This window comes from Exiguobacterium sp. U13-1 (assembly GCF_001750115.1).
GTDB classification, from domain to species: domain Bacteria; phylum Bacillota; class Bacilli; order Exiguobacteriales; family Exiguobacteriaceae; genus Exiguobacterium_A; species Exiguobacterium_A acetylicum.
The window spans coordinates 887790-906765 of record NZ_CP015731.1; the positions used below are offsets into that span (position 1 = coordinate 887790).

An 18976-nucleotide genomic window follows, 5' to 3' on the forward strand; every position below is an offset into this window, starting at 1 on the left:
ACAAGGTCAGAAAAACTTCAAATCGATTGGTTTCACTGGAATATGCCTGGATCTACAAAAAGAAAAACGAGCAGGAGACGGTATCGTCCACTACTCGTTTTGCAACAGGCTCATCCTAAAGCGACGTCAAGAATCATCATGACAGTAAAACCGACCATCAGACCAAGTGTTGCTAAATCGGATCCGTTCTCTGCTTGTGATTCCGGAATCAATTCTTCGACGACGACGAAAATCATCGCACCAGCGGCGAAGGATAACGCATACGGTAGAAGCGGTTGAACGAAGAAGACGGCAGCCGCTCCAACCATCGCGGCAATCGGTTCGACGATCGCTGACAATTGACCGTAATGAAAGGCGCGCCGGCGCGACATCCCTTCACCGCGTAATGGGATCGATAGGGCAGCTCCCTCCGGCATGTTCTGAATGCCAATACCGAGTGCGAGGGTCAAGGCACCGGCGACGGTCGCCCCGTCCATGTTCAAGGCGGCGGCACCGAAAGCGACACCAATCGCAAGACCTTCGGGAATGTTGTGCAACGTGATCGCAAGAAACAGCAACGTCGTTTTCTTGAGTCCTGTCGAAGGACCTTCCGCTGTCTCGAGTGGTGCGGATAAGTGCAAATGCGGTGTAACGAAGTCGAGGAGACGGACGAAAAATCCACCGGCGAGAAAACCGATGGCGGCAGGAATCCAAGCGATTCCACCATCCTGCTCCGTGAACTCGATCGCAGGAGCAAGCAGCGACCAAAATGATGCGGCAATCATGACGCCAGCAGCAAAACCGAGCATCATGTTCATGACGCGTTTTTCAATCGTCGTAAAGACGAAGACGAGTGCCGCACCAAGTGCGGTTAACCCCCACGTCATCATTCCGGCAAGCAATGCTTGCACGACGACGGGGAGGGAAGTAAACCAATCCAACATGACTATTCCTTCTTTCCGGGCACGATTTAAAGCATCCATCTGTATGAGAGCTTACCCGTTTTCGATCCGGACGATTCGTGTGAAGGGAATTTCAATGACTTCACGTCCGCGCAGAAAGAGAACGGAACGTTCGGGTTCTAGTCGTTCCACGAAACCGACGACCGTCACGTAGCTACTTTCCTTATAATACGTGATTTCAAGTTCGTTTCCTTCTATTAAAGCTTCTTGAAGCAGAAAGTGCCATGATTCTTGCAACTGTTCATCAATTTCAGGCAAGTCGAGCTGATGCATCTGGACATAATATTCCCGCAACAGTTGCAAATGTTCCGGCATGAGAAAAGGAATCCATTTTAAATTTCCTCGATCACGATACGCTGTCATGAAGATCACCTCCTGGATGACCGCCGACGAAACGAAGACGACGTTTGGCGACACTCGTATCAAGAAACGAGACAGCGAGGCGAATCGTCCCTTTTCCATAGCGAAGATTGACAACATCCATTGCTTTTAATAAACGTCGCCGTTTCCAGAGTCGCGTATTATCCTCGAACAAAGACAACTGTAAGGTGCCTTGATCGGCAGTCAAATGTCCCACTGCGACGGATAAAAAACGAACAGGTTCTCCGTCGAGCCAATTCGGTTCGAATAATTGTAAGACGTGACGCAGAATGATTCGTTCATCGGATGTCGGATAAGGCAACCGCACTTGACGGGAGAAACCACTTCGGACGACGTTTCGAGAATAGCGGACGCCGATGTGAACGGTCCAGCCGACTTGATTCGAAAAGCGACAACGTGCGGCAACATCCTGCACGAGTTCATTGAGCACATTCCGAATGCTTTCGAACTGATAATAGTCCTGCATTAAGGTCACACCGTGTCCGATCGTCCGTTGAGGGGCTTTCTCGAACAGATGACGAGGCGCAAGAAGTGTCGGTGACGCGTCAAGACCCCAAGCGTGGTGCCATAGTTCGGCACCGATGACACCGAATCGTTCGTGCAACTCTTCGACAGGGCGCATGGCAAGATCACCGATTGTTTCAATCCCCATCATCTGCAGATGTTGTTCCATACGGTGTCCGACCCCCCACATCTTCCGAATCGGAAAATCATGAAGACGTCGTGCGACGTCGGCATATCCACATCGCGCGATGCCTTCTTTTTTCCCGATTAAATCAAGGGTCAGTTTCGCGATGACGTTATTTGGACCAATCCCGATCCGGACGTGGATGCCGGTCTGTTTCAGGATCGCTTCTTTAATTTTGAGGGCAGCTTGCAGGTCGGAACCAAATAGGCGATCGGTTCCGGTCATGTCAATGAAGCTTTCGTCAATCGAATAGACGCGGATCGCTTCAGGTGGGGCGAATTGGTGCAGGACATCAAGGACACGAATTGACGTCTTCATATAAGCGAGCATGCGTGGTTCGACAAGTTGAATCGTGCGACGAACAGCGTATGGCAATTGCTCGATTTCATATAGTCGACCGGCTGTCTTGATTCCTAGTGCTTTTAAGGCAGGGGTGGCAGCGAGAATGACGGATCCGCTTCGTTTTAAATCGGAGACGACCGCTAGGCGTGTCGTCAAGGGAGGGAGATTGCGATACTGGCATTCACAGCTGGCGTAGAAGGACACACTGTCGACGCAAAAAATCCGTTTATCTTGTGGTAAAACGACGGAAGGAAACATCTGAATCACTCCTTTACATAAAAGAACGTATGTTCTTATTTTGGTTTCCTTGACTATAGCATGGTCTCAAAGTGTCTCAAAATAAAAACTGTTGGAAAAAGGGGAATTCGAACGATTTTCCCTCATATAAAAGAAGTTTGATACACTAAGGGTGAGAAAAAAGGGGGAACCTTCATTGAAAGAGACCAATATCCGTTTACCAGAATTACCGAAAACGCTTCAGCTAGAGACCTTCGATCAAGTCGAAATCGATGACCCGTATCTGAAAGGAGCGCGTTATGAGAAAGAGTCGATGCCAAGTGAACTGACAGAACGTATCGATGCCTATCAAGTGTGTTTTCAAAATGTCTCGTTCGCGAATCTCACCTTTGACCGTGGCTCGTTCGAAGATATCCATTTTGAGCAGTGTGACTTAACGGGATGTCACTTCCAAGAAACTCGTTTTCACCGTGTATCCTTCGTCGGATGCCGGATGACGGGTGTTCAGTTCGAAGATTGTACGCTGGACCATTTGACGATTCAGGAAGGACTTGCGGATTACGCACAGTTCATTCGCAGTACGGTCCGTCACCAACACTGGAGCGAAACGACGATGAAAGAAGCGCAGTTCTTCGAAGTGAAACCGACCCAGTGGAAACTCGAAGCGGTCCGGCTTACCGATAGCCAGTGGATTGAAACACCGTTAAAAGGTCTCGATCTCCGGCAGACGGAACTCTCTGGTATTACGATTGATCCGCGATTTTTACCAGGTGCCGTCATTACGGAAGAGCAAGCAGTCGCCTTTGCTCGCTTGTTAGGTCTTGTCATTCCATAACAAAAAGAAGTCCTGCTTTCGATTTTTACTCGAAAAGCAGGACTTTTTTTTAGTGAAGGTTACTGTTCTTAAAATGACATCGTTTCGCCATCCTCTGGAATCAGGAAATGGGCAGAAAGGTGGAAGGCGGCTAAAAAGTCAGCAATCATATCACGTCGCAAGAGACAGTGGTTGACGGACTCGAGGTGCGAGACGATGATCGTCGCTTCCGCCGCCGCTTCGTGTACGGCAAGGAGATCACGCTGTGACATCGTGATCGGCTCTCCGGTCAAGAACTGGGCGGCGCCACTGTTGACGACGATGATATCGGGTGTATGTTGTTCGATTGCATGCGCGACCTCGTCGCACCAGATCGTATCACCGGCGATATAAAGTGTTGGTTCGTCCGGATGGGTGAGGACGAGCCCAGACACACGTCCCATCCGTTCGCCGATTTCACCGACACCATGCTGTCCACCTGTTCGATGGACCTGGATATCACCGATCGTTACACCGGAATCGAAGGAAGAAACGTTCGTGAAGCCGGCTTCTCGAATGTGCTGCGCGTCTTCTTCTTGCTGCGCATAGAGTGGCAAATGCTTGGGTAGAAGTTGTTTTGCAGCATCATCGAAATGATCGGCATGCAGATGCGTGACGAAGACAGCGTCAGGATCGAGCAGTGTGTTGACATCGACCGGTAAGTCGACGAGTGGATTAGCGACGGCATTTGGTGTTTGACCGAAGGGAGGCAAGCTGCCTTTTTCGCCGAGGAACGGATCAATCAATAAGACTTGATTGGCATACGTGACAACGAGTGTTGCATTACGAATTTGTTGAATATCCATTAGGTTCATCCTCTCTCAATGACTCGGATTAACTATTCCCCGTCTGGCATTCAATGAATCCTATCGCAAGCGTTTCTCCATCGCCATGACGTCGACATATTCACCGTTCAACTGTCCTTGCTCCTTAAACGTTCCGACGATCCGGAACCCGGAGCGGATATAGAGTTTTTGTCCGATTTTATTGAATGGGAAGGTGAAGAGAATGAGTTTATGCATCTGATGATCACGGGCGTGTTGCTCAGCCGTTTCAAGCAAACGTGTGCCAATCCCTTGTCCACGATGAGTCCGGGTGATATAAACCGAAATCTCACCGACGGATGCGTAGACAGGACGCGGATTATACGGATCGAGGGAAATGAAGCCGAGGACACCTGTGTCATCTTCAGCGACATATCCGGCATATCGATCGGTGCGTTCCGCATACCATTGGGTCATGAAGGATAAGTCCTTTTGGTCGGTTTCAAGCGTTGCGATCCGATCTTCAATGCCTTCGTTATAGATGGCAAGAATCGCTGGTAAGTCGTGTTCCGTTACGGGACGAATATGCATGACGCTCACTTCCTCATCGCTTTTCCTTCATTATATCGGTTACGTATCAATGTAGTGATATGTTTGTGCGATAAGAAAAGCACTGATTCCCTTCATATGAAGGAAAACAGCGCTTTTATCGATCTTAAGAGACCGTTGACGTCTCATTCTCGTAAATCGGAACCCAGCCGTCTGTCGTGACGAAGATCCGAACAGCGACGACTTTACGATCGTCTTGAAGCGTAAAGTAGTGGCGTGTGTTAACAGGAACGGAGATTAAATCACCAGGATTGAGTTCGATGTTATAGTAGCCGACTTCTTCGTCTTTGATCGCGAAGACGCCATGACCGCTGACGATGAAACGAACTTCATCATCCGTGTGATGATGTTCTTTCTGGAAGTTGACGAGCAACTCATCAAGGTTCGGTGTCGTATCCGAAAGTGAGATGATATCAGCTGTCTGATACCCACGACGTTCTGATACGTCTTTGATTTCGGGAGCGAACGTATCGAGAATCGTTTGTTTGTCTGCATCCGTCAGTGTGAAGTTCTCAACGAGAGGCGCTGGAAGTTTCGAAACGTCCCACTGTTCGTAAAGAACGCCGCGTGACGCAAGGAAGTCAGCGACTTCCGTTTGATCCGTATACCGTGTGTTTGTTTCTTGGAATAAGACTGTTGCCATGAGATAATTCCTCCTTTTAATGAATGGATTGACGGCATGATTGCAACGTCAACGTGTAATTGAATAAAAACTCGAAGGCTTCGAGGTGTTTCTTTGCTTCAAAGGCGGTCGGTGCCCAGACTGTGATCCCGTGATTGCGGATCAGGACGGCACCACTGTCTGCTGTGACATGCGGTGCAAAAGCAGCGGCAAGTGTCGGGATGTCCGCATGATTTGGAATGATCGGCACCGTGACCGTTGCATCTTCTTCCCACTTACCGAGTGCCTTGATGATTTCCTGTCCGGAAAAGGTGATACTGCCTTGATCGCCATAGAGTTCCGAAATCACATTGTTCGCAATCGTATGGACATGCAGGGAACAACCAGCGTCCGTTCGATTGAACACCTCGACATGGAGCAATGTCTCAGCGGAAGGACGCCCGGATTGCTCACCGATTAATTGACCGGTCGCATCGACATGAACGAAGTCGTCAGGAGTCGTCTGCCGTTTATCTTTTCCGCTTGCCGTCACAAGGAATTCAACCGGAACACCGGACGTCCGAATGGCGAGATTGCCACTCGTACCAGGGAACCAATCGCGCGCCGCAAGCTCTTGTTTGATGGCGCGTAGCTCTTCATACCGTCGCATGAATGTCATGTTGTCACCTCCGTTCGTGTTAAATCATGAACGATATCGTGGAACGTCTCAAACGGTGTATAGGCGATATCGTTTTCTTCACACAACGTGATCAGATAATCACGGGCATAGACACGATCTGCTTGTTTCGCGAGTTCGAAGTCCGTCACCGAGTCGCCGATGACGATGATGATGTCACCGTCTTTACGCAATGTCCGGGCAACGGATGTTTTACAACAGCCGCACCCGTTCGTGCAATGGGCATCGCAGGCGTTTGGCCAATCGATATGGACGAATGGACCACTGAAATCGGCGACGTTACAGTAAATCTGTTCTTGTTCAAGGAATGGCGCTAAGATTGGTTCGACGAAAAAGTCCATTCCACCGCTGACGATCGAAAAATCGATTCCTTGACGACGACTGTACTGAAGTAACTCCGAAAATCCGTCGCGAATAACGGCGCGCTCCAATAAAAAGTCAAGATAAGACGTTTTCCCATCAGATGACAGAAGTGCGAACATTTGCCCGACGCCACTCTGAATCGATAGCGTCCGGTCGAGTACGCCGCGTTTCAACGGTTCGAAGTCACTCGCTGGCGCAAATGCCTGCATGAGTGCGATGATGTTATCCTGCGTCGTCACCGTACCGTCGAAGTCACAAAGAATCCGTACGGTCATGACTTGATCCCCCAAGCGTCGAGGGCGATCCGTAATTCTTCATGACGCGATGCTGCCGCCGATAGGGATTCATTTGCGAGTGCCGCATCGAGTGCCTGACGGAAAGCAATGACACCAGCCGCAGCACCTTGCGGATGACCATGTACGCCGCCGCCGGCGTTGATGACGGAATCGATACCGAAGTCCCGTACGAGTTGAGCGACGAGTCCAGGATGAATACCAGCTGAAGGAACCGGGAAGATCGATTTCGTCTGACCGAGACGGGTCGCTTCGACCGCGATGCCACGAGCGACATCCTTTGGCAAAGCGACATTGCCGTAAGGAGACGGGAATAGCGTCAAGTCTGCTCCAGCAGCACGCGGTAATGTGCCGAGTAAGACAGGAGCTGCGACTCCGTGATTCGGGCTAGCGATCAACGCACCGCTATATGCTGGATGATTGAAGATCGGAACGTTGATTTCCGGATCACTCGCCAGTTCGCGTAAGACGTCGAGTCCGTATGTGAAGGTATTCAGCAAGAATGCGGTCGCTCCAGCATCAATCAATCGCTTGGCTTGATCCTTGAGCGTAAAGACGGGACCACTGAGTGTGATCGCATATAACGCACGTTTACCGGTCCGGTGGAAGTGAGCATCGATGACCTCACGTCCGATTCGTGCCCGGTCAATCGTCGGTGTCAACGGATTGTCGTATAGGATCTCATCGTCTTTGACGAGGTCAATCCCACCAGCGAGTTGTCCTTCGAGTTGATCACGAAGGAACGATAAATCCCGTCCGATGACTCCTTTGAAGATGCTCATTAATAATGGGCGATCTTCGACACCGATCAAGGAGCGGACCCCTTCGATCCCGAATTTCGCACCTGGAAAGTCCGACGTAAATGTATCGGGTAATAGCAATTCCGTTAGTTTGATTTCACCGTCGAGTGAGAGTTTCCCGAAGACGGTCGTCAGAATCGCAGAAAAGTCGCGCGACACGTTATGTTCCGGATAACGAATCGTGATATATCCTTTGCCATCGCGCTCTTCGGTATGTACGACTTCCCCTTTGAACGAGGCGAGTTGTTGTTGTTCGAGATGATTCAGTTCCGTCCAAGAACCGACTGTCAGACCAAGCGCGAGTTGTTCAGCGCGTTGCTCGAGTCGATCACGGGCAGTCAATTGATAAGTAGCAGTGATATAAGCCATGTCTTTCCTCCTTCAACAAAAAAATGGTCTCTCGTCAGTGACAAGAGACCATGAATAATTCGAACGTGGACTCTTATCTGTCAGCTTAGTAGCTGCAAGAATTAGCACCGTGCCAAAAGGTCGGTTGCTGCGACATCGTAGGGCTTGTCCCTCCGTCTGCTCTTGATAAGAATTGGATGAAATTGTGAAATCTAATTGCAATTTTTACATGAGAATCGTCACTTGTCAAATTATTTTTAGAAAATTTATTTTTTTGAAAATACTCTTTCTATATATGGCATGAAAACGATATCGATTTCTGCTTGATTTCGATTTGACAGCGAGGAAGTCGATTGCGTAAGATTCAAATCAATATCACACACGACAACTACATACGACTCTTATCGCGAGTTGGCAGAGGGAATTGGCCCGATGACGCCGCAGCAACCGACCACTAGGCACGGTGCTACATCCAACAGACGTTTCGTCTGAGAGATAAGAGGACGCAGTGACTTTCCTGCGCCTCTTTTCGATGACGAAAAGAGGCGCTTTTTCGTGTATTACATTAGGGGGAAACTGAGATGACATACAAAGCATTCACAGAACAGGACGCGATTGAACGGGTCCGCTCATTAGGACTGATCGGCGACGGAGCCGTCGAAGCAGAAGAGATTGGCGATGGGAATCTTAACCTCGTCTTCCGAATTCGAGAAGGTGAACATCGATTGATTCTAAAACAAGCACTCCCGTACGCAAAAGTCGTCGGTGAGAGCTGGCCATTATCGCTCGAGCGGGCGTGGATTGAGCAATCCGCACTCCGTGAATTCGCCCGGCATGCCGTGCCGTTCGTACCACGTGTTTTTCATGCTAGTCACGAAGAGGCGTATACGGTCATGGAAGATCTTTCACATCTGACGATCGTTCGGACTGGACTGCTCGCGGGTGAACAGTATCCGTTGCTTGCGGAACATATCGGTTCTTATCTCGCTCGGACTTTATTCCATACATCGGACTTTGCGCTTGGTCCGGTTGAAAAGAAACGTGTTGCTCGAACGTACTACAATCCAGATTTGTGCGATATCACAGAAAAACTGATCTTCACAGATCCGTTTCATGACGCGGAGACGAACGAGATTGAAGCCGGACTGGAGGAAGAAGTGGCACGTCTTTGGGCAGACGATGAGTTAAAACGCGAAGTCGCAAAACTCGAAGCACTCTTCATCACGAAAGGGGATGCGTTGCTACACGGCGATCTACATACAGGAAGCATCTTCGCTTCGGCGACGGAAACGAAAGTCATCGATCCAGAATTCGCCTTCTATGGTCCATTCGGATTCGATGTCGGGCAATTCATCGCCCATCTTTTCTTCGCGGCATATCCAGATTACCCTACACGACGTGACGCAAGAATCAAGGACATCGATACGTTCTGGCTGACGTTTGCTTCAACGTTCCGTGCCTTATGGGAACGGGAAGCCGTCGAACCATTCCAGGCATCGGGACTTGTTGATGATGTACTGAGTACGATTTTACAGGATGCCCTTGGCTTTGCCGGTTGCGAATTGATTCGGCGGACGATCGGTCTCGCACCAGTCGCTGATTTAGAATCAATCGATTCAACGACGGAACGCTTAGAGCGAAAACGTCACGCCCTCCGTCTAGGAGCAGCGTTAATCAAACGTCGGACAGAATGCCGGACATTTGATGATTTACGAAACTTTGACGTAACGGAGGAGTTAAGCCGATGAGTGCATTTGTTCAAAGTATCCGTTACGAAGACCGTGTCTTGACGATTCTTGATCAGACACGTCTACCGCAGGAAGAACACTATGAAGTCATTACTGATCTTGCGCAAGCAGTTGAGGCAATCAAACAATTGCGTGTCCGGGGCGCACCTGCGATCAGCCTATTCGGTGGATTCGTACTCGTTCAGGAAGCGTACCGGTTTGAAGCAGAACTGTCGATCTATAAGCAAGCTTTGCTTGAGACATCAGCGACGTTACTCGCGACACGACCGACGGCCGTCAACTTACGAAATGTCCTCGATCAATTGAATCCAATCATTCAAGACGGAACGTCGGTAGAAGAGATCCGTGAACGGTTGGAAAAACGAACAGTCGCCTTATATGACCAGGATGCGCAGACGTCACGTCAAATCGGGATTCATGCGTTGGAGTTGTTCCAGTCAGGCGACCGGATCCTAACGATTTGTAATGCTGGATCGATTGCGACTGCTGCTTACGGAACGGCACTTGCGCCGTTCTATATCGCAAAAGAACGTGGCATTGAATTATCCGTTTTTGCGAGTGAGACGCGACCGTTACTGCAGGGGGCACGGCTGACAACATGGGAGCTGCAACGTGCCGGCATCGATGTCACATTGATCACGGACAACATGGTCGCTCATACGTTGAAAGAAAAACAAATCGACGCGATCATCGTCGGTGCTGACCGGATTACACGAAATGGGGATACAGCGAATAAAATCGGAACATTCCAATTGGCATTGCTCGCGCAAGCCTTCGATATTCCGTTTTACGTCGCGGCACCACTCTCGACGTTCGACTTCTCGCTCGTTTCCGGTGAAGCGATTGAAATCGAAGAGCGTGATCCGCAGGAAGTGACGGCAATCCAAGGTGTCGCGACAGCACCAGCGGGAGTCGCTGTCTTCAACCCAGCGTTTGATGTCACACCACACACATTAATCACGGGCATCATCACGGAACTCGGTGTCATCACGCAACCAAATGAAGAAACGATTGAACAATTAACAGGGCTTCAACCCCTCGGATAAGGAGATATGTCATGAAAAAATTAGCTTACGCCGTCCTAGCACCGGCACTGTTACTAGCGGCTTGTGCGAATGGAGAAGCGACGACGACGAAGGTCGTCAAGGATGTACCAAAAGGGGTTCAATCGGACGTCAAGATCGCCGTCATCCGCAACCTGGCATCGGACGACCATACGAAACAATTCCTTGATGGCGCACGAAGTGAAGGGGAAGCACTCGGCTTTAAAGTCAGCACGTTCATTTCAGAAGGGAACGACGTCAAGTTCAAGGAGCTTGTCGCGCAAGCGATTCAGCAAGATTATGATGGGCTCATCATCTCGCACGGCAAGGAAGACTACGCCTATGACATGATCAAACCGGCGGTCGATAAAGGACTGAAGGTCGTGACGTTCGATACGGTCACGAAGAAAAAAGGAACGGCGCTAAAAGGTGTGACGGAAACGTTCCAAAACGATCATCAACTCGCGAAGCTATCGCTCGATGAAGTGACGAAGGTGACGGACAAAAAGCCGGTCCGTGTCATCAAACTGTGGTTCGGACCAGGTTTTGCCCCACTCGATCGTCGTCAGGAAATCTATAAGACGTACGAAGCAGATGGCAAAATCAAAACGCTTGAGACGGTTGGACCGACAAACTTCCAAGACGTCCAAGGGGATATCGCAACGAAGATGAATGCGATTCTCGCGAAATACCCGAAAGGAAGCATTGATGCGGTTTGGGGAGCATGGGACGAAGTCGCAAAAGGGGCATACAAATCGCTTAAGGATAATAAACGTCAAGAAATTCCGTTGATCTCGATCGATGTCTCGAATCAGGACATCAACTTGATGCGTGAAAAGGGCAGTAACTGGGTCTCGACGAGTGCGGTAGATCCATTCTTGATTGGACAAACGGACATGCGATTACTGGCTAAGAAAATTGCCGGCGAGAAGACGCCGGATAGCTTTGATCTCGACGCAAAACTCGTGGAGCAGAAGGCGTTGAAGCAGGATACGACGATGTACAATCTCGATACGATCATCAAAGGTTGGAGTACGTCGGATAAATTCAATGAGCCGTGGATGGACCGGTTGCGTGACGTCCATAAAAAACAATGACGTCTACCAATCATCACTTGAAGATGACTGGGATTTCATTGGCGTTTCCAGGAGTGCAAGCCTTAAAACAAGTCTCGTTTGAAGTGAAATCCGGTGAAATCCACGCGCTTGTCGGTGCGAATGGTGCCGGTAAGTCGACATTGATGAAAGTCTTATCCGGAGCGGAAACGGCGGACGAAGGAACGATCCGTCTCGACGGGAAGGAGTTGTCCATCACGTCACCGCGTGATGCGAAACAGATTGGGATCGACCTCGTCCAACAAGAGGTCGATGTGGCGCTTGTCCCGTATTTGACGGTCGCTGAGAATATCTGTCTCGATCTGTTGACGGACGGAACGATGACTGGCTTCGTATCCCAGCGCCGTTACATACAGCGTGCCAAGGAAGCGTTAGCGACATTACAGGCGGATATTTCCGTCAAGACACGCGTCGAGGAGTTGCGGCTTGCTGAAAAGCAACTCGTATTGATTGCCCGCGCCCTCGTCCAAGAACGCCGTTTTTTGATTTTGGATGAACCAACGGCACCGCTCAGTCAGGCGGAAACAAGCCATCTCTTTTCAGTCGTGCGTCGTTTAGCCGAACGAGGGCTTGGGATCATCTTCATCTCGCATCGTTTACAGGAACTATATGAGATTTGCGACTCCATCTCGGTCATGCGCGACGGTCAACTCATCTCGCGACATCTTTTGACAGACATCACGAAGGAAGCTGTCGTTGAGCAAATGCTCGGGCGTCAGCTTACGTCTGTTGCGAAAACGTCACGGGTAAACGCGACGAACGTACTGACGGTCGAGAGTGCCACGAATGCGGACGTCCACGATATTTCCTTGACGGTTCAAGCAGGTGAAGTCGTTGGTATCGCGGGGCTTGTCGGTGCCGGTAAAACGGAATTATGCAAAGCATTGTTCGGTGATCGCCCGTTTCAGGAAGGGGAGGTTCGTATAGGTGGAAAAGCCCATCGCCTTCGCGATCCACAAGCTGCGATTCAAGCGGGCATCGGTCTCGTTCCTGAAGAACGGCGAAAAGAAGGAATTCTTGTTGCCGATTCTGTCGCAGAAAACCTGACAGCAGCGGCAGCTCATGATTTCGTCAACCGCTGGGGGCTGATGGATCGTCGCAAAGAAGCAGATCAGGCATCGAAATGGGTCAAGGAGCTCGGTATCAAAGTGGCAGACGTGAAACAGGAAGTAGGTCAACTATCCGGTGGGAATCAACAAAAAGTCGCCATCGGAAAATGGTTACTGACCGATGTTTCTGTACTCGTCTTGGACGAACCGACAAAAGGTGTCGACGTCGGAGCCAAACAAGACATCTATCGTCTGATTGACGGACTCGCGCAACAACAAAAAGGGATCCTTTACGCGACGAGTGAATGGGATGAACTTTTGACCGTCACGGACCGAATCTACGTCATGTTCGATGGACGGATCGTCCATGAAACGAAGACGGCGGATACATCAGAAGAAACCTTGTTGTGGTATGCGACAGGAGGAGGGCAACGATGAATGAGGTAGTATCAAAACAAACGAACCGAGGGAAGGGTTTACGTCCCGTCCTCGGATTCTTGAACGACTGGGGGATCGTCCTCGCGATCCTTGCCCTCGTCCTGTTTTTTGCGACGACGGCTCCGACATTCCTACAAGGAACGAATTTGATCAATATTTTACGCAGTATCTCAATCGTGACGATCATCGCGATCGGCTTGACCGTTTCTTTGACGGTCAATGGATTTGATTTATCGGTCGGGTCGACCGCGACGCTTGCGAGTTCTTTCGTCGTTTCATTTTTCGTCTGGTACAGTCTGCCGCTCGGTGTCTCGATTGGTTTAGCACTTCTCTTATCTCTTAGCGTTGCTCTGGTGAACATCTTACTTATCGTCTGGTTTAAGATTCCGGATTTGTTTGCGACGTTAGCGACGATGTTCATCGTCGAAGGTGTCGCGATGACGTATACCGGTGGTGGTTCAATCAGTGCCGGAATGCCGCGCCTGGACGGTACACCAACAGTTGGCACGATTCCGGAGGCATTCGCGAAAATCAGTCAGGCGCCTTGGATCATCGTCATCATGCTCGTCGTCGTCGCTGTGACACACGTCTTCTTAAGTCATACGCGACACGGTCGTTTTCTCTATATCATCGGTGGGAATCCGGAAGCCGCACGGCTCACAGGAATTCGTGTCAACCGCTACCGGGCACTCGCGTATCTGATTGCTGGATTACTTGCGGCAATCGGTGGAATTTTACTTGCGTCACAAGTCGGCTCATCGCAAATCAATGCTGGTTCGGGTTACTTGATGCCGGCAGTCGCAGCGGCATTCATCGGCTCGTCGTTCGCAGGACAAGGGAAACCCAATGCACTCGGCACACTCGTTGGGGCTTGTCTCGTCGGGATTCTTGAAAATGGTCTCGTCATGTTGTCTGTTCCATACTATTCGTTGAATATCATCAAAGGGCTCGTCCTTGCGGCTGCACTCGCGACGACCTATGCGCGATATCGTAAAAAATAATTAAAATTCGACGTTTCGTTTATAACATATTCGGTAATATTCAATATATGAAAGGATGGTGATGCACATGAATGATTACCAATGTAGAGGGAACGATCGCATGTCGCTTCTGAAAGAAGAGGATCACCGGACTTGACGAACGTTGTCCATTGACACGGATGTATTCGTGTTTTACGTGCAACCGCACGGTTCAAGAACGGATCACGGCATGTGTTCGTTCCTGAAACAAATAAGGGGGAAACGCTACGGCGTTCCCCCTTTTTCATGTGCTAGAAACTGCTCGTATTTCTTTAAAAGCGTAGCGGAATATGAGATGATATAAAAAGTCAGAAAATTCAACTACTACGAGAGCAAGGGGCCTGACAATGCGAACATACACTAAGGAGATTCAAGCGATTATCGACAACGTAGAGAAAGTCATCATCGGTAAGGAAGATGTCATCACACAATCATTGGCAGCACTACTAGCGGGCGGTCACGTCCTATTAGAAGACGTACCGGGAGTCGGGAAGACGATGCTCGTCCGTGCGTTCAGCCGATCGATCGGGTTGACCTTCAAACGTGTTCAGTTCACGCCAGACCTACTTCCGTCAGATTTGACGGGTGTATCGATGTATAATCAGAAAACAAGCCAATTCGAATATAGACCGGGTCCTCTAATGGGGAACATCGTCTTAGCCGATGAGATCAACCGAACGTCACCAAAAACTCAATCTGCCTTACTCGAGGGAATGGCGGAAGCGAACGTCACCGTCGATGGTGAGATCCATACGCTTCCGAATCCCTTTTTCGTCATGGCGACACAAAACCCGATTGAACATGAAGGAACGTATCCGTTACCAGAAGCACAACTTGACCGTTTCCTCGTCAAAGTCAAAATGGGTTATCCTGATTTCCACCAAGAAATGAAGTTGCTCACGCGTTTTGAACGGGATGAACCGATCGAGACACTCGAAGCGGTGATTGGTCGCGAGCAATTGCTCCAGATGAAAGAAGAAGTCAAGAATGTCCATGTCTCACAGCCCGTCAAAAAGTATATCGTCCATCTCGTCCAAGCGACACGGACGAATGGGTCACTCTACCTCGGCGCGAGTCCTCGTTCTTCGATCGCCTTGATGAAGGTCGCGCAAGCGTGGGCGTACATGGAAGGACGCAGTTTCGTTTTACCGGATGATGTCAAACATCTCTTGATTCCTGTCCTGTCACACCGCTTGATTTTGACAGCAGACGCCCGCTATCACGGTCAATCGTCGGAACGGATTTTAGAACAAATCAAAAAAGAGGTTGCTGTACCAATCCAACAAGACGTGGAGTCCCTATGACGAAGTGGCAAATTGGTTGGCGTTACGCTGTACTCCTTTTGACGACGGCTGCTTTATGGACATATGCGCGCGTCGATGGCGGAAATGTCGCTTCCTTGCTGTTTTACGTCATGGCTGGTCTGACCGTCTACTGGACGCTCTTCCTCGTTTGGCCCGTTACGCAGGCACTTGCGACACGCGAAGTATCGAACAAGATGCTCGTTGCCGGAACCGATATCCCTGTCTCTTTACGGGTTCGTCGACGTTTCCCATTTCTTGTCGGAGCCGTCGAAGTGACAGAGGCGATTCCGAATGAGCTTAGCGAAGAAAAACTCGATATCACCCGTCCACTCCGTGCCCATTACCGGAAGACAGAGCACATCGATTATACGATCCCATCGATTCGCCGGGGAGTCTACCAGATTCCAGGCTGTATCGTCGAAATCACGGATCCGTTCGGGCTGTTCAAGCGCAAGCGGATGTTTCCGGTCGAGACGTATCTTGCGATTGAACCCGCGCGCCTTGCCGTGCAACTTCCGCACGAGGAGGACCGCGGAGATGGGGGAATATCCCCTGTATCACTTGATCTTCGTCAGTCGTCCTTTACTGTCGTCGGGGTTCGAGAATACGTCAGTGGTGACCGGATGAATCAGATCGACTGGAAAGCGACGGCGAAACGTCAAGGCTTGATGACGAAGACGTTTGAGCGAGAGCAGGAACGGGAGACGACAATCGTCTTCGATGAAGGAACGGAAGCGGGTGAAGCCTTCGAGCGCGTCATCTCAATGCTGGCAGAAGCGACGGATCAGCTGAACAAGCGACGGCTGAGCTACCGCATTCACCTCGTCGGACATGCCGTTCAATCGTTATCGTTACCACTCGAAGGAGCGAAACTGACGCATTACCTGATGACGGCGCAACCGAGTCGGACGCGGACGTTCATCGAGTCATGGGAGTACTCGTCAAAAGCACTTCGATTGAGTGGGAACGTCCTTTTCATCACACCGGATCTTGAATCGAACAATGAACTATGGATCTCGAAGATTAATCAAGAAGCCACCGTTCATGTCTATACACCAGAACGGAGGGGAGTGCGATGATGCGACGCTTGATTTGGAATGCCATCGCGGCATCCGTCCTGACGTGTTTCATGCCACCACTTCTCGAACTGACGACGTTCGAGCATCTCTGGTCATTCTTACCGATGCTGTTTTTGCCGTTGCTGTTATCGCATCTATCGCGGCGTTACTTTTTACTCGGAAGTCTCGGTGGATTACTCCTATCGTTCTATCTGATTTTGACGCCGGGAGCAGCACCATGGGGCATCTTTACAGAAATCAGTTCAGATATTCAGAGCGTCATCAATGGTGAATTACCAGGACGACCCGCTTTCGCGCTCTCGATCGGATTGATTAGTTTCTTGATCGCGTATCTGGCGCGTCGGACATTCCCGAATCGTGGGTTCGTTTTCGGACTTGCCTTCGGAGTCATCGGGTTCATCGCGTATTGTGATACATGGACGGATTACTCGGGAGAGACGTTCATTCTCTATCCGATCATCTTATCCTTGTTATTGCTCTATGCGACGGAAGTTAATGAACGACCGCGCGCTTCTTATGTTCGTCCGCTAAGCGCCTTATTCATCATGGGAGCCGTCATCGTCGCTGCTGTCCAAAGTCCTGTCATCAATGCGACATGGCAAGACAGTTGGTACGATTTGACGTCTGGTCTTGAAGGGGAAGGGGAGCCGACAAATGCGATTCAAAAGGTCGGTTACGGTAACAATGACGAGCAACTCGGAGGACCATTCCAAATGGACGACCGGGAAGTTTTCCAAGTCGAAAGTGAAGGAAATCGATACTGGCGAGTCGAGACAAAAGATATTTATACCGGCAAAGGCTGGGTGCTGTCGGAATCGAACCCGGAAATCGATGGACGTGGTTTCTTCTCGCACTTTGGGAGAGAAGTCAAGACACGTGAGGAAACAGCGACGTTTGAGATGGCACGTGAATTACCGTTCGTGCCATATAACGGAGATAACGTCCGGGTCTCGGTCGATCAACAACGACAAAATGTATTAGTTGATCCAGAAAATCAAAAAATATCGTATCTGGACGAGGCGGATCGTCAACGTAATTACCAAATTGCCTATTCATATCCGCTCTTTACCGAAGAACAACTTCAGACAGATGAACCTGTCAATTTATCGGAGAATGAAACAGAGCGGTATCTCCAACTGCCGGATGGCTTACCACAACGTGTCCGTGATTTAGCGGAACAAATCGTTGAAGGTGAGGAGACACCGTGGGACAAGGCACGGGCGATTGAAAATTATTTCGAAGAAGAGAACTTTGAATACAATACGGAGGAAGTAGCCGTACCAGGAGAAAATCAAGATTACGTCGATCAATTCTTGTTCGAGACCAAACTCGGATACTGTGACAACTTCTCGACGTCGGCTGCTGTTTTGCTACGAGCAGCCGGGTTACCAGCACGCTGGGTGAAAGGGTTCACGGGAGGCGAATCCGACGTCATCGGAGCTGCCGTGACGAGTTATACAGTACGGAATAAAAATGCGCACTCGTGGGTCGAAGTGTATATCGAAGGACCAGGCTGGGTACCGCTTGAGCCAACAGTCAGCTTCGATGGAGCAGGACAATACACGATCGATCGGGAAACAGATAACGAGACGGAACAAGCAAATCCGCAACGTGAGACAGAAGATAACACGGAGACAACGACGCCAAATCGTCCTCAAGAAAATCTTCTCGATGAAGAACAGACGACTAGCGCCGGACAGACGGAGCAGAAATCGATTCCATTCTGGCCGATTTTCCTGACGGCACTCGCTCTCTTGTTCCTTTACTTGTTCCGAAAACCAATCATTCGAACACTCGCGATTCTCTTCTTCCGGAGACAAATTGAGCGACCGGAAGGATTCCGCCGGATGTACCGGTATCTCTTACGACGTCTTGATAAAAAAGGGTTCCATTACAAAGATGGACGGACGCTTGCGGAACTCGCTCACGAAGTCGATGGATATTACGAAACGTACGCAATGCGACCGTTGACGGATGCTTACGAACGGATGGTCTATGGTGGAGAATCACTGTCAGCTGAGAAAAAACGTGAATATTTCGAAAATATCATTCGTCATGTAGAGGGTTGATATTTACGAAACGATACAGTTACAATGGGAACAACGTAAATCACACACATGCAATCTCCTTTGTATATACTCGCGAATATGGCGCGAGAGTCTCTACCGGGTCACCTTAAACGACCTGACTATGAAGGAGCAGACCCTTCGTATACATTTTTTTGTGAAGCGGCCTGCTCTTTTTCCATTTTATCCATGGGCGAA

General features: G+C 49.8%; 18 protein-coding genes and 3 riboswitches. Of the genes, 9 read left to right on the forward strand and 9 right to left on the reverse strand.

What is annotated here, in order from left to right; all coding sequences use genetic code 11:
• Nucleotides 1-110 precede the first annotated feature (110 nt).
• Genes ESP131_RS04615 through ESP131_RS04625 form a run of 3 tightly spaced genes read right to left on the reverse strand, consistent with a single transcriptional unit; the run spans nucleotide 111 to nucleotide 2610 of the window.
• The gene (locus ESP131_RS04615; RefSeq protein ID WP_023467025.1) at nucleotides 111-923 is read right to left on the reverse strand and encodes a ZIP family metal transporter; all 813 of its coding nucleotides are present in this window, start codon (nucleotides 921-923) and stop codon (nucleotides 111-113) included.
• Between the two features lie 51 nt (nucleotides 924-974).
• Nucleotides 975-1304, reverse strand: a complete 330-nt coding sequence (locus tag ESP131_RS04620) for a YolD-like family protein (RefSeq protein WP_023467027.1) — start codon at nucleotides 1302-1304, stop codon at nucleotides 975-977.
• On the reverse strand, nucleotides 1288-2610 hold the full coding sequence (locus ESP131_RS04625; RefSeq protein ID WP_069940270.1) for a Y-family DNA polymerase: 1323 nt from the start codon (nucleotides 2608-2610) through the stop codon (nucleotides 1288-1290). Before ESP131_RS04625 ends, ESP131_RS04620 begins: the two co-directional genes overlap by 17 nt.
• A gap of 175 nt (nucleotides 2611-2785) precedes the next feature.
• Between ESP131_RS04625 and ESP131_RS04630 the strand changes: the two genes are divergently transcribed.
• Entirely contained in the window at nucleotides 2786-3424 is a 639-nt protein-coding gene (locus ESP131_RS04630) for a pentapeptide repeat-containing protein (RefSeq protein ID WP_029340719.1), read from the forward strand.
• 68 nt (nucleotides 3425-3492) lie between these two features.
• On the opposite strand, the gene ESP131_RS04635 is transcribed toward ESP131_RS04630, so the two are convergent.
• From ESP131_RS04635 to ESP131_RS04660, 6 genes are all read right to left on the reverse strand, one after another.
• Nucleotides 3493-4248, reverse strand: coding sequence for an MBL fold metallo-hydrolase (locus tag ESP131_RS04635; protein WP_069940271.1), 756 nt, complete (start codon nucleotides 4246-4248; stop codon nucleotides 3493-3495).
• A gap of 60 nt (nucleotides 4249-4308) precedes the next feature.
• Nucleotides 4309-4797: an arsinothricin resistance N-acetyltransferase ArsN1 family A gene (locus ESP131_RS04640; protein WP_029340721.1), complete on the reverse strand. Its 489-nt coding sequence runs from the start codon at nucleotides 4795-4797 to the stop codon at nucleotides 4309-4311.
• Between the two features lie 124 nt (nucleotides 4798-4921).
• Nucleotides 4922-5458 (reverse strand): 1,2-dihydroxy-3-keto-5-methylthiopentene dioxygenase, encoded by a 537-nt coding sequence (locus ESP131_RS04645; protein WP_023467032.1) that lies wholly within the window; start codon nucleotides 5456-5458, stop codon nucleotides 4922-4924.
• A gap of 16 nt (nucleotides 5459-5474) precedes the next feature.
• The gene (locus ESP131_RS04650) at nucleotides 5475-6095 is read right to left on the reverse strand and encodes a methylthioribulose 1-phosphate dehydratase (RefSeq protein WP_069940272.1); all 621 of its coding nucleotides are present in this window, start codon (nucleotides 6093-6095) and stop codon (nucleotides 5475-5477) included.
• Nucleotides 6092-6751, reverse strand: coding sequence for a 2-hydroxy-3-keto-5-methylthiopentenyl-1-phosphate phosphatase (locus tag ESP131_RS04655; RefSeq protein ID WP_069940273.1), 660 nt, complete (start codon nucleotides 6749-6751; stop codon nucleotides 6092-6094). The genes ESP131_RS04650 and ESP131_RS04655 overlap by 4 nt, the downstream gene beginning before the upstream one ends.
• Nucleotides 6748-7938 carry a 2,3-diketo-5-methylthiopentyl-1-phosphate enolase gene (locus tag ESP131_RS04660; protein ID WP_029340724.1) on the reverse strand — a complete coding sequence of 397 codons (1191 nt, stop codon included), beginning with the start codon at nucleotides 7936-7938 and terminating at the stop codon, nucleotides 6748-6750. Before ESP131_RS04660 ends, ESP131_RS04655 begins: the two co-directional genes overlap by 4 nt.
• Before the next feature lie 70 nt (nucleotides 7939-8008).
• Nucleotides 8009-8110: riboswitch (SAM riboswitch) on the reverse strand.
• A gap of 205 nt (nucleotides 8111-8315) precedes the next feature.
• Nucleotides 8316-8419: riboswitch (SAM riboswitch) on the forward strand.
• 79 nt (nucleotides 8420-8498) lie between these two features.
• On the opposite strand from ESP131_RS04660, the gene mtnK reads away from it, so the two are divergent.
• The 8 genes from mtnK to ESP131_RS04700 all read left to right on the forward strand — a co-directional run bounded on the left by mtnK (nucleotide 8499) and on the right by ESP131_RS04700 (nucleotide 18781).
• Complete coding sequence (mtnK, locus tag ESP131_RS04665; RefSeq protein ID WP_029340725.1) at nucleotides 8499-9665, forward strand: S-methyl-5-thioribose kinase; 1167 nt, start codon at nucleotides 8499-8501, stop codon at nucleotides 9663-9665.
• Nucleotides 9662-10711, forward strand: a complete 1050-nt coding sequence (gene mtnA / locus ESP131_RS04670; protein WP_029340726.1) for an S-methyl-5-thioribose-1-phosphate isomerase — start codon at nucleotides 9662-9664, stop codon at nucleotides 10709-10711. The genes mtnK and mtnA overlap by 4 nt, the downstream gene beginning before the upstream one ends.
• A gap of 11 nt (nucleotides 10712-10722) precedes the next feature.
• Nucleotides 10723-11805 (forward strand): sugar ABC transporter substrate-binding protein, encoded by a 1083-nt coding sequence (locus tag ESP131_RS04675; RefSeq protein WP_029340727.1) that lies wholly within the window; start codon nucleotides 10723-10725, stop codon nucleotides 11803-11805.
• A complete protein-coding gene (locus tag ESP131_RS04680; protein WP_069940274.1) occupies nucleotides 11802-13310 on the forward strand; it encodes a sugar ABC transporter ATP-binding protein in 1509 nt (502 codons plus the stop codon). The genes ESP131_RS04675 and ESP131_RS04680 overlap by 4 nt, the downstream gene beginning before the upstream one ends.
• Entirely contained in the window at nucleotides 13307-14311 is a 1005-nt protein-coding gene (locus ESP131_RS04685; protein WP_047391476.1) for an ABC transporter permease, read from the forward strand. The genes ESP131_RS04680 and ESP131_RS04685 overlap by 4 nt, the downstream gene beginning before the upstream one ends.
• Before the next feature lie 365 nt (nucleotides 14312-14676).
• Nucleotides 14677-15633 carry an AAA family ATPase gene (locus ESP131_RS04690; protein ID WP_023467045.1) on the forward strand — a complete coding sequence of 319 codons (957 nt, stop codon included), beginning with the start codon at nucleotides 14677-14679 and terminating at the stop codon, nucleotides 15631-15633.
• Nucleotides 15630-16712, forward strand: coding sequence for a DUF58 domain-containing protein (locus ESP131_RS04695; RefSeq protein WP_047391470.1), 1083 nt, complete (start codon nucleotides 15630-15632; stop codon nucleotides 16710-16712). Before ESP131_RS04690 ends, ESP131_RS04695 begins: the two co-directional genes overlap by 4 nt.
• Nucleotides 16709-18781, forward strand: a complete 2073-nt coding sequence (locus ESP131_RS04700) for a transglutaminase TgpA family protein (RefSeq protein ID WP_069940275.1) — start codon at nucleotides 16709-16711, stop codon at nucleotides 18779-18781. Before ESP131_RS04695 ends, ESP131_RS04700 begins: the two co-directional genes overlap by 4 nt.
• A 40-nt stretch (nucleotides 18782-18821) precedes the next feature.
• Nucleotides 18822-18923: riboswitch (purine riboswitch) on the forward strand.
• Nucleotides 18924-18976: the final 53 nt, after the last annotated feature.

Bases quoted from the DNA above. Each gene is read 5' to 3' on its own strand.
- ESP131_RS04615 (WP_023467025.1), bottom strand. From the start codon at position 923: ATGTTGGATTGGTTTACTTCCCTCCCCGTCGTCGTGCAAGCATTGCTT.
- ESP131_RS04620 (WP_023467027.1), bottom strand. From the start codon at position 1,304: ATGACAGCGTATCGTGATCGAGGAAATTTAAAATGGATTCCTTTTCTC.
- ESP131_RS04625 (WP_069940270.1), bottom strand. From the start codon at position 2,610: ATGTTTCCTTCCGTCGTTTTACCACAAGATAAACGGATTTTTTGCGTC.
- ESP131_RS04635 (WP_069940271.1), bottom strand. From the start codon at position 4,248: ATGGATATTCAACAAATTCGTAATGCAACACTCGTTGTCACGTATGCC.
- ESP131_RS04640 (WP_029340721.1), bottom strand. From the start codon at position 4,797: ATGCATATTCGTCCCGTAACGGAACACGACTTACCAGCGATTCTTGCC.
- ESP131_RS04645 (WP_023467032.1), bottom strand. From the start codon at position 5,458: ATGGCAACAGTCTTATTCCAAGAAACAAACACACGGTATACGGATCAA.
- ESP131_RS04650 (WP_069940272.1), bottom strand. From the start codon at position 6,095: ATGACATTCATGCGACGGTATGAAGAGCTACGCGCCATCAAACAAGAG.
- ESP131_RS04655 (WP_069940273.1), bottom strand. From the start codon at position 6,751: ATGACCGTACGGATTCTTTGTGACTTCGACGGTACGGTGACGACGCAG.
- ESP131_RS04660 (WP_029340724.1), bottom strand. From the start codon at position 7,938: ATGGCTTATATCACTGCTACTTATCAATTGACTGCCCGTGATCGACTC.
- mtnK (WP_029340725.1), top strand. From the start codon at position 8,499: ATGACATACAAAGCATTCACAGAACAGGACGCGATTGAACGGGTCCGC.
- mtnA (WP_029340726.1), top strand. From the start codon at position 9,662: ATGAGTGCATTTGTTCAAAGTATCCGTTACGAAGACCGTGTCTTGACG.
- ESP131_RS04675 (WP_029340727.1), top strand. From the start codon at position 10,723: ATGAAAAAATTAGCTTACGCCGTCCTAGCACCGGCACTGTTACTAGCG.
- ESP131_RS04680 (WP_069940274.1), top strand. From the start codon at position 11,802: ATGACGTCTACCAATCATCACTTGAAGATGACTGGGATTTCATTGGCG.
- ESP131_RS04685 (WP_047391476.1), top strand. From the start codon at position 13,307: ATGAATGAGGTAGTATCAAAACAAACGAACCGAGGGAAGGGTTTACGT.
- ESP131_RS04690 (WP_023467045.1), top strand. From the start codon at position 14,677: ATGCGAACATACACTAAGGAGATTCAAGCGATTATCGACAACGTAGAG.
- ESP131_RS04695 (WP_047391470.1), top strand. From the start codon at position 15,630: ATGACGAAGTGGCAAATTGGTTGGCGTTACGCTGTACTCCTTTTGACG.
- ESP131_RS04700 (WP_069940275.1), top strand. From the start codon at position 16,709: ATGATGCGACGCTTGATTTGGAATGCCATCGCGGCATCCGTCCTGACG.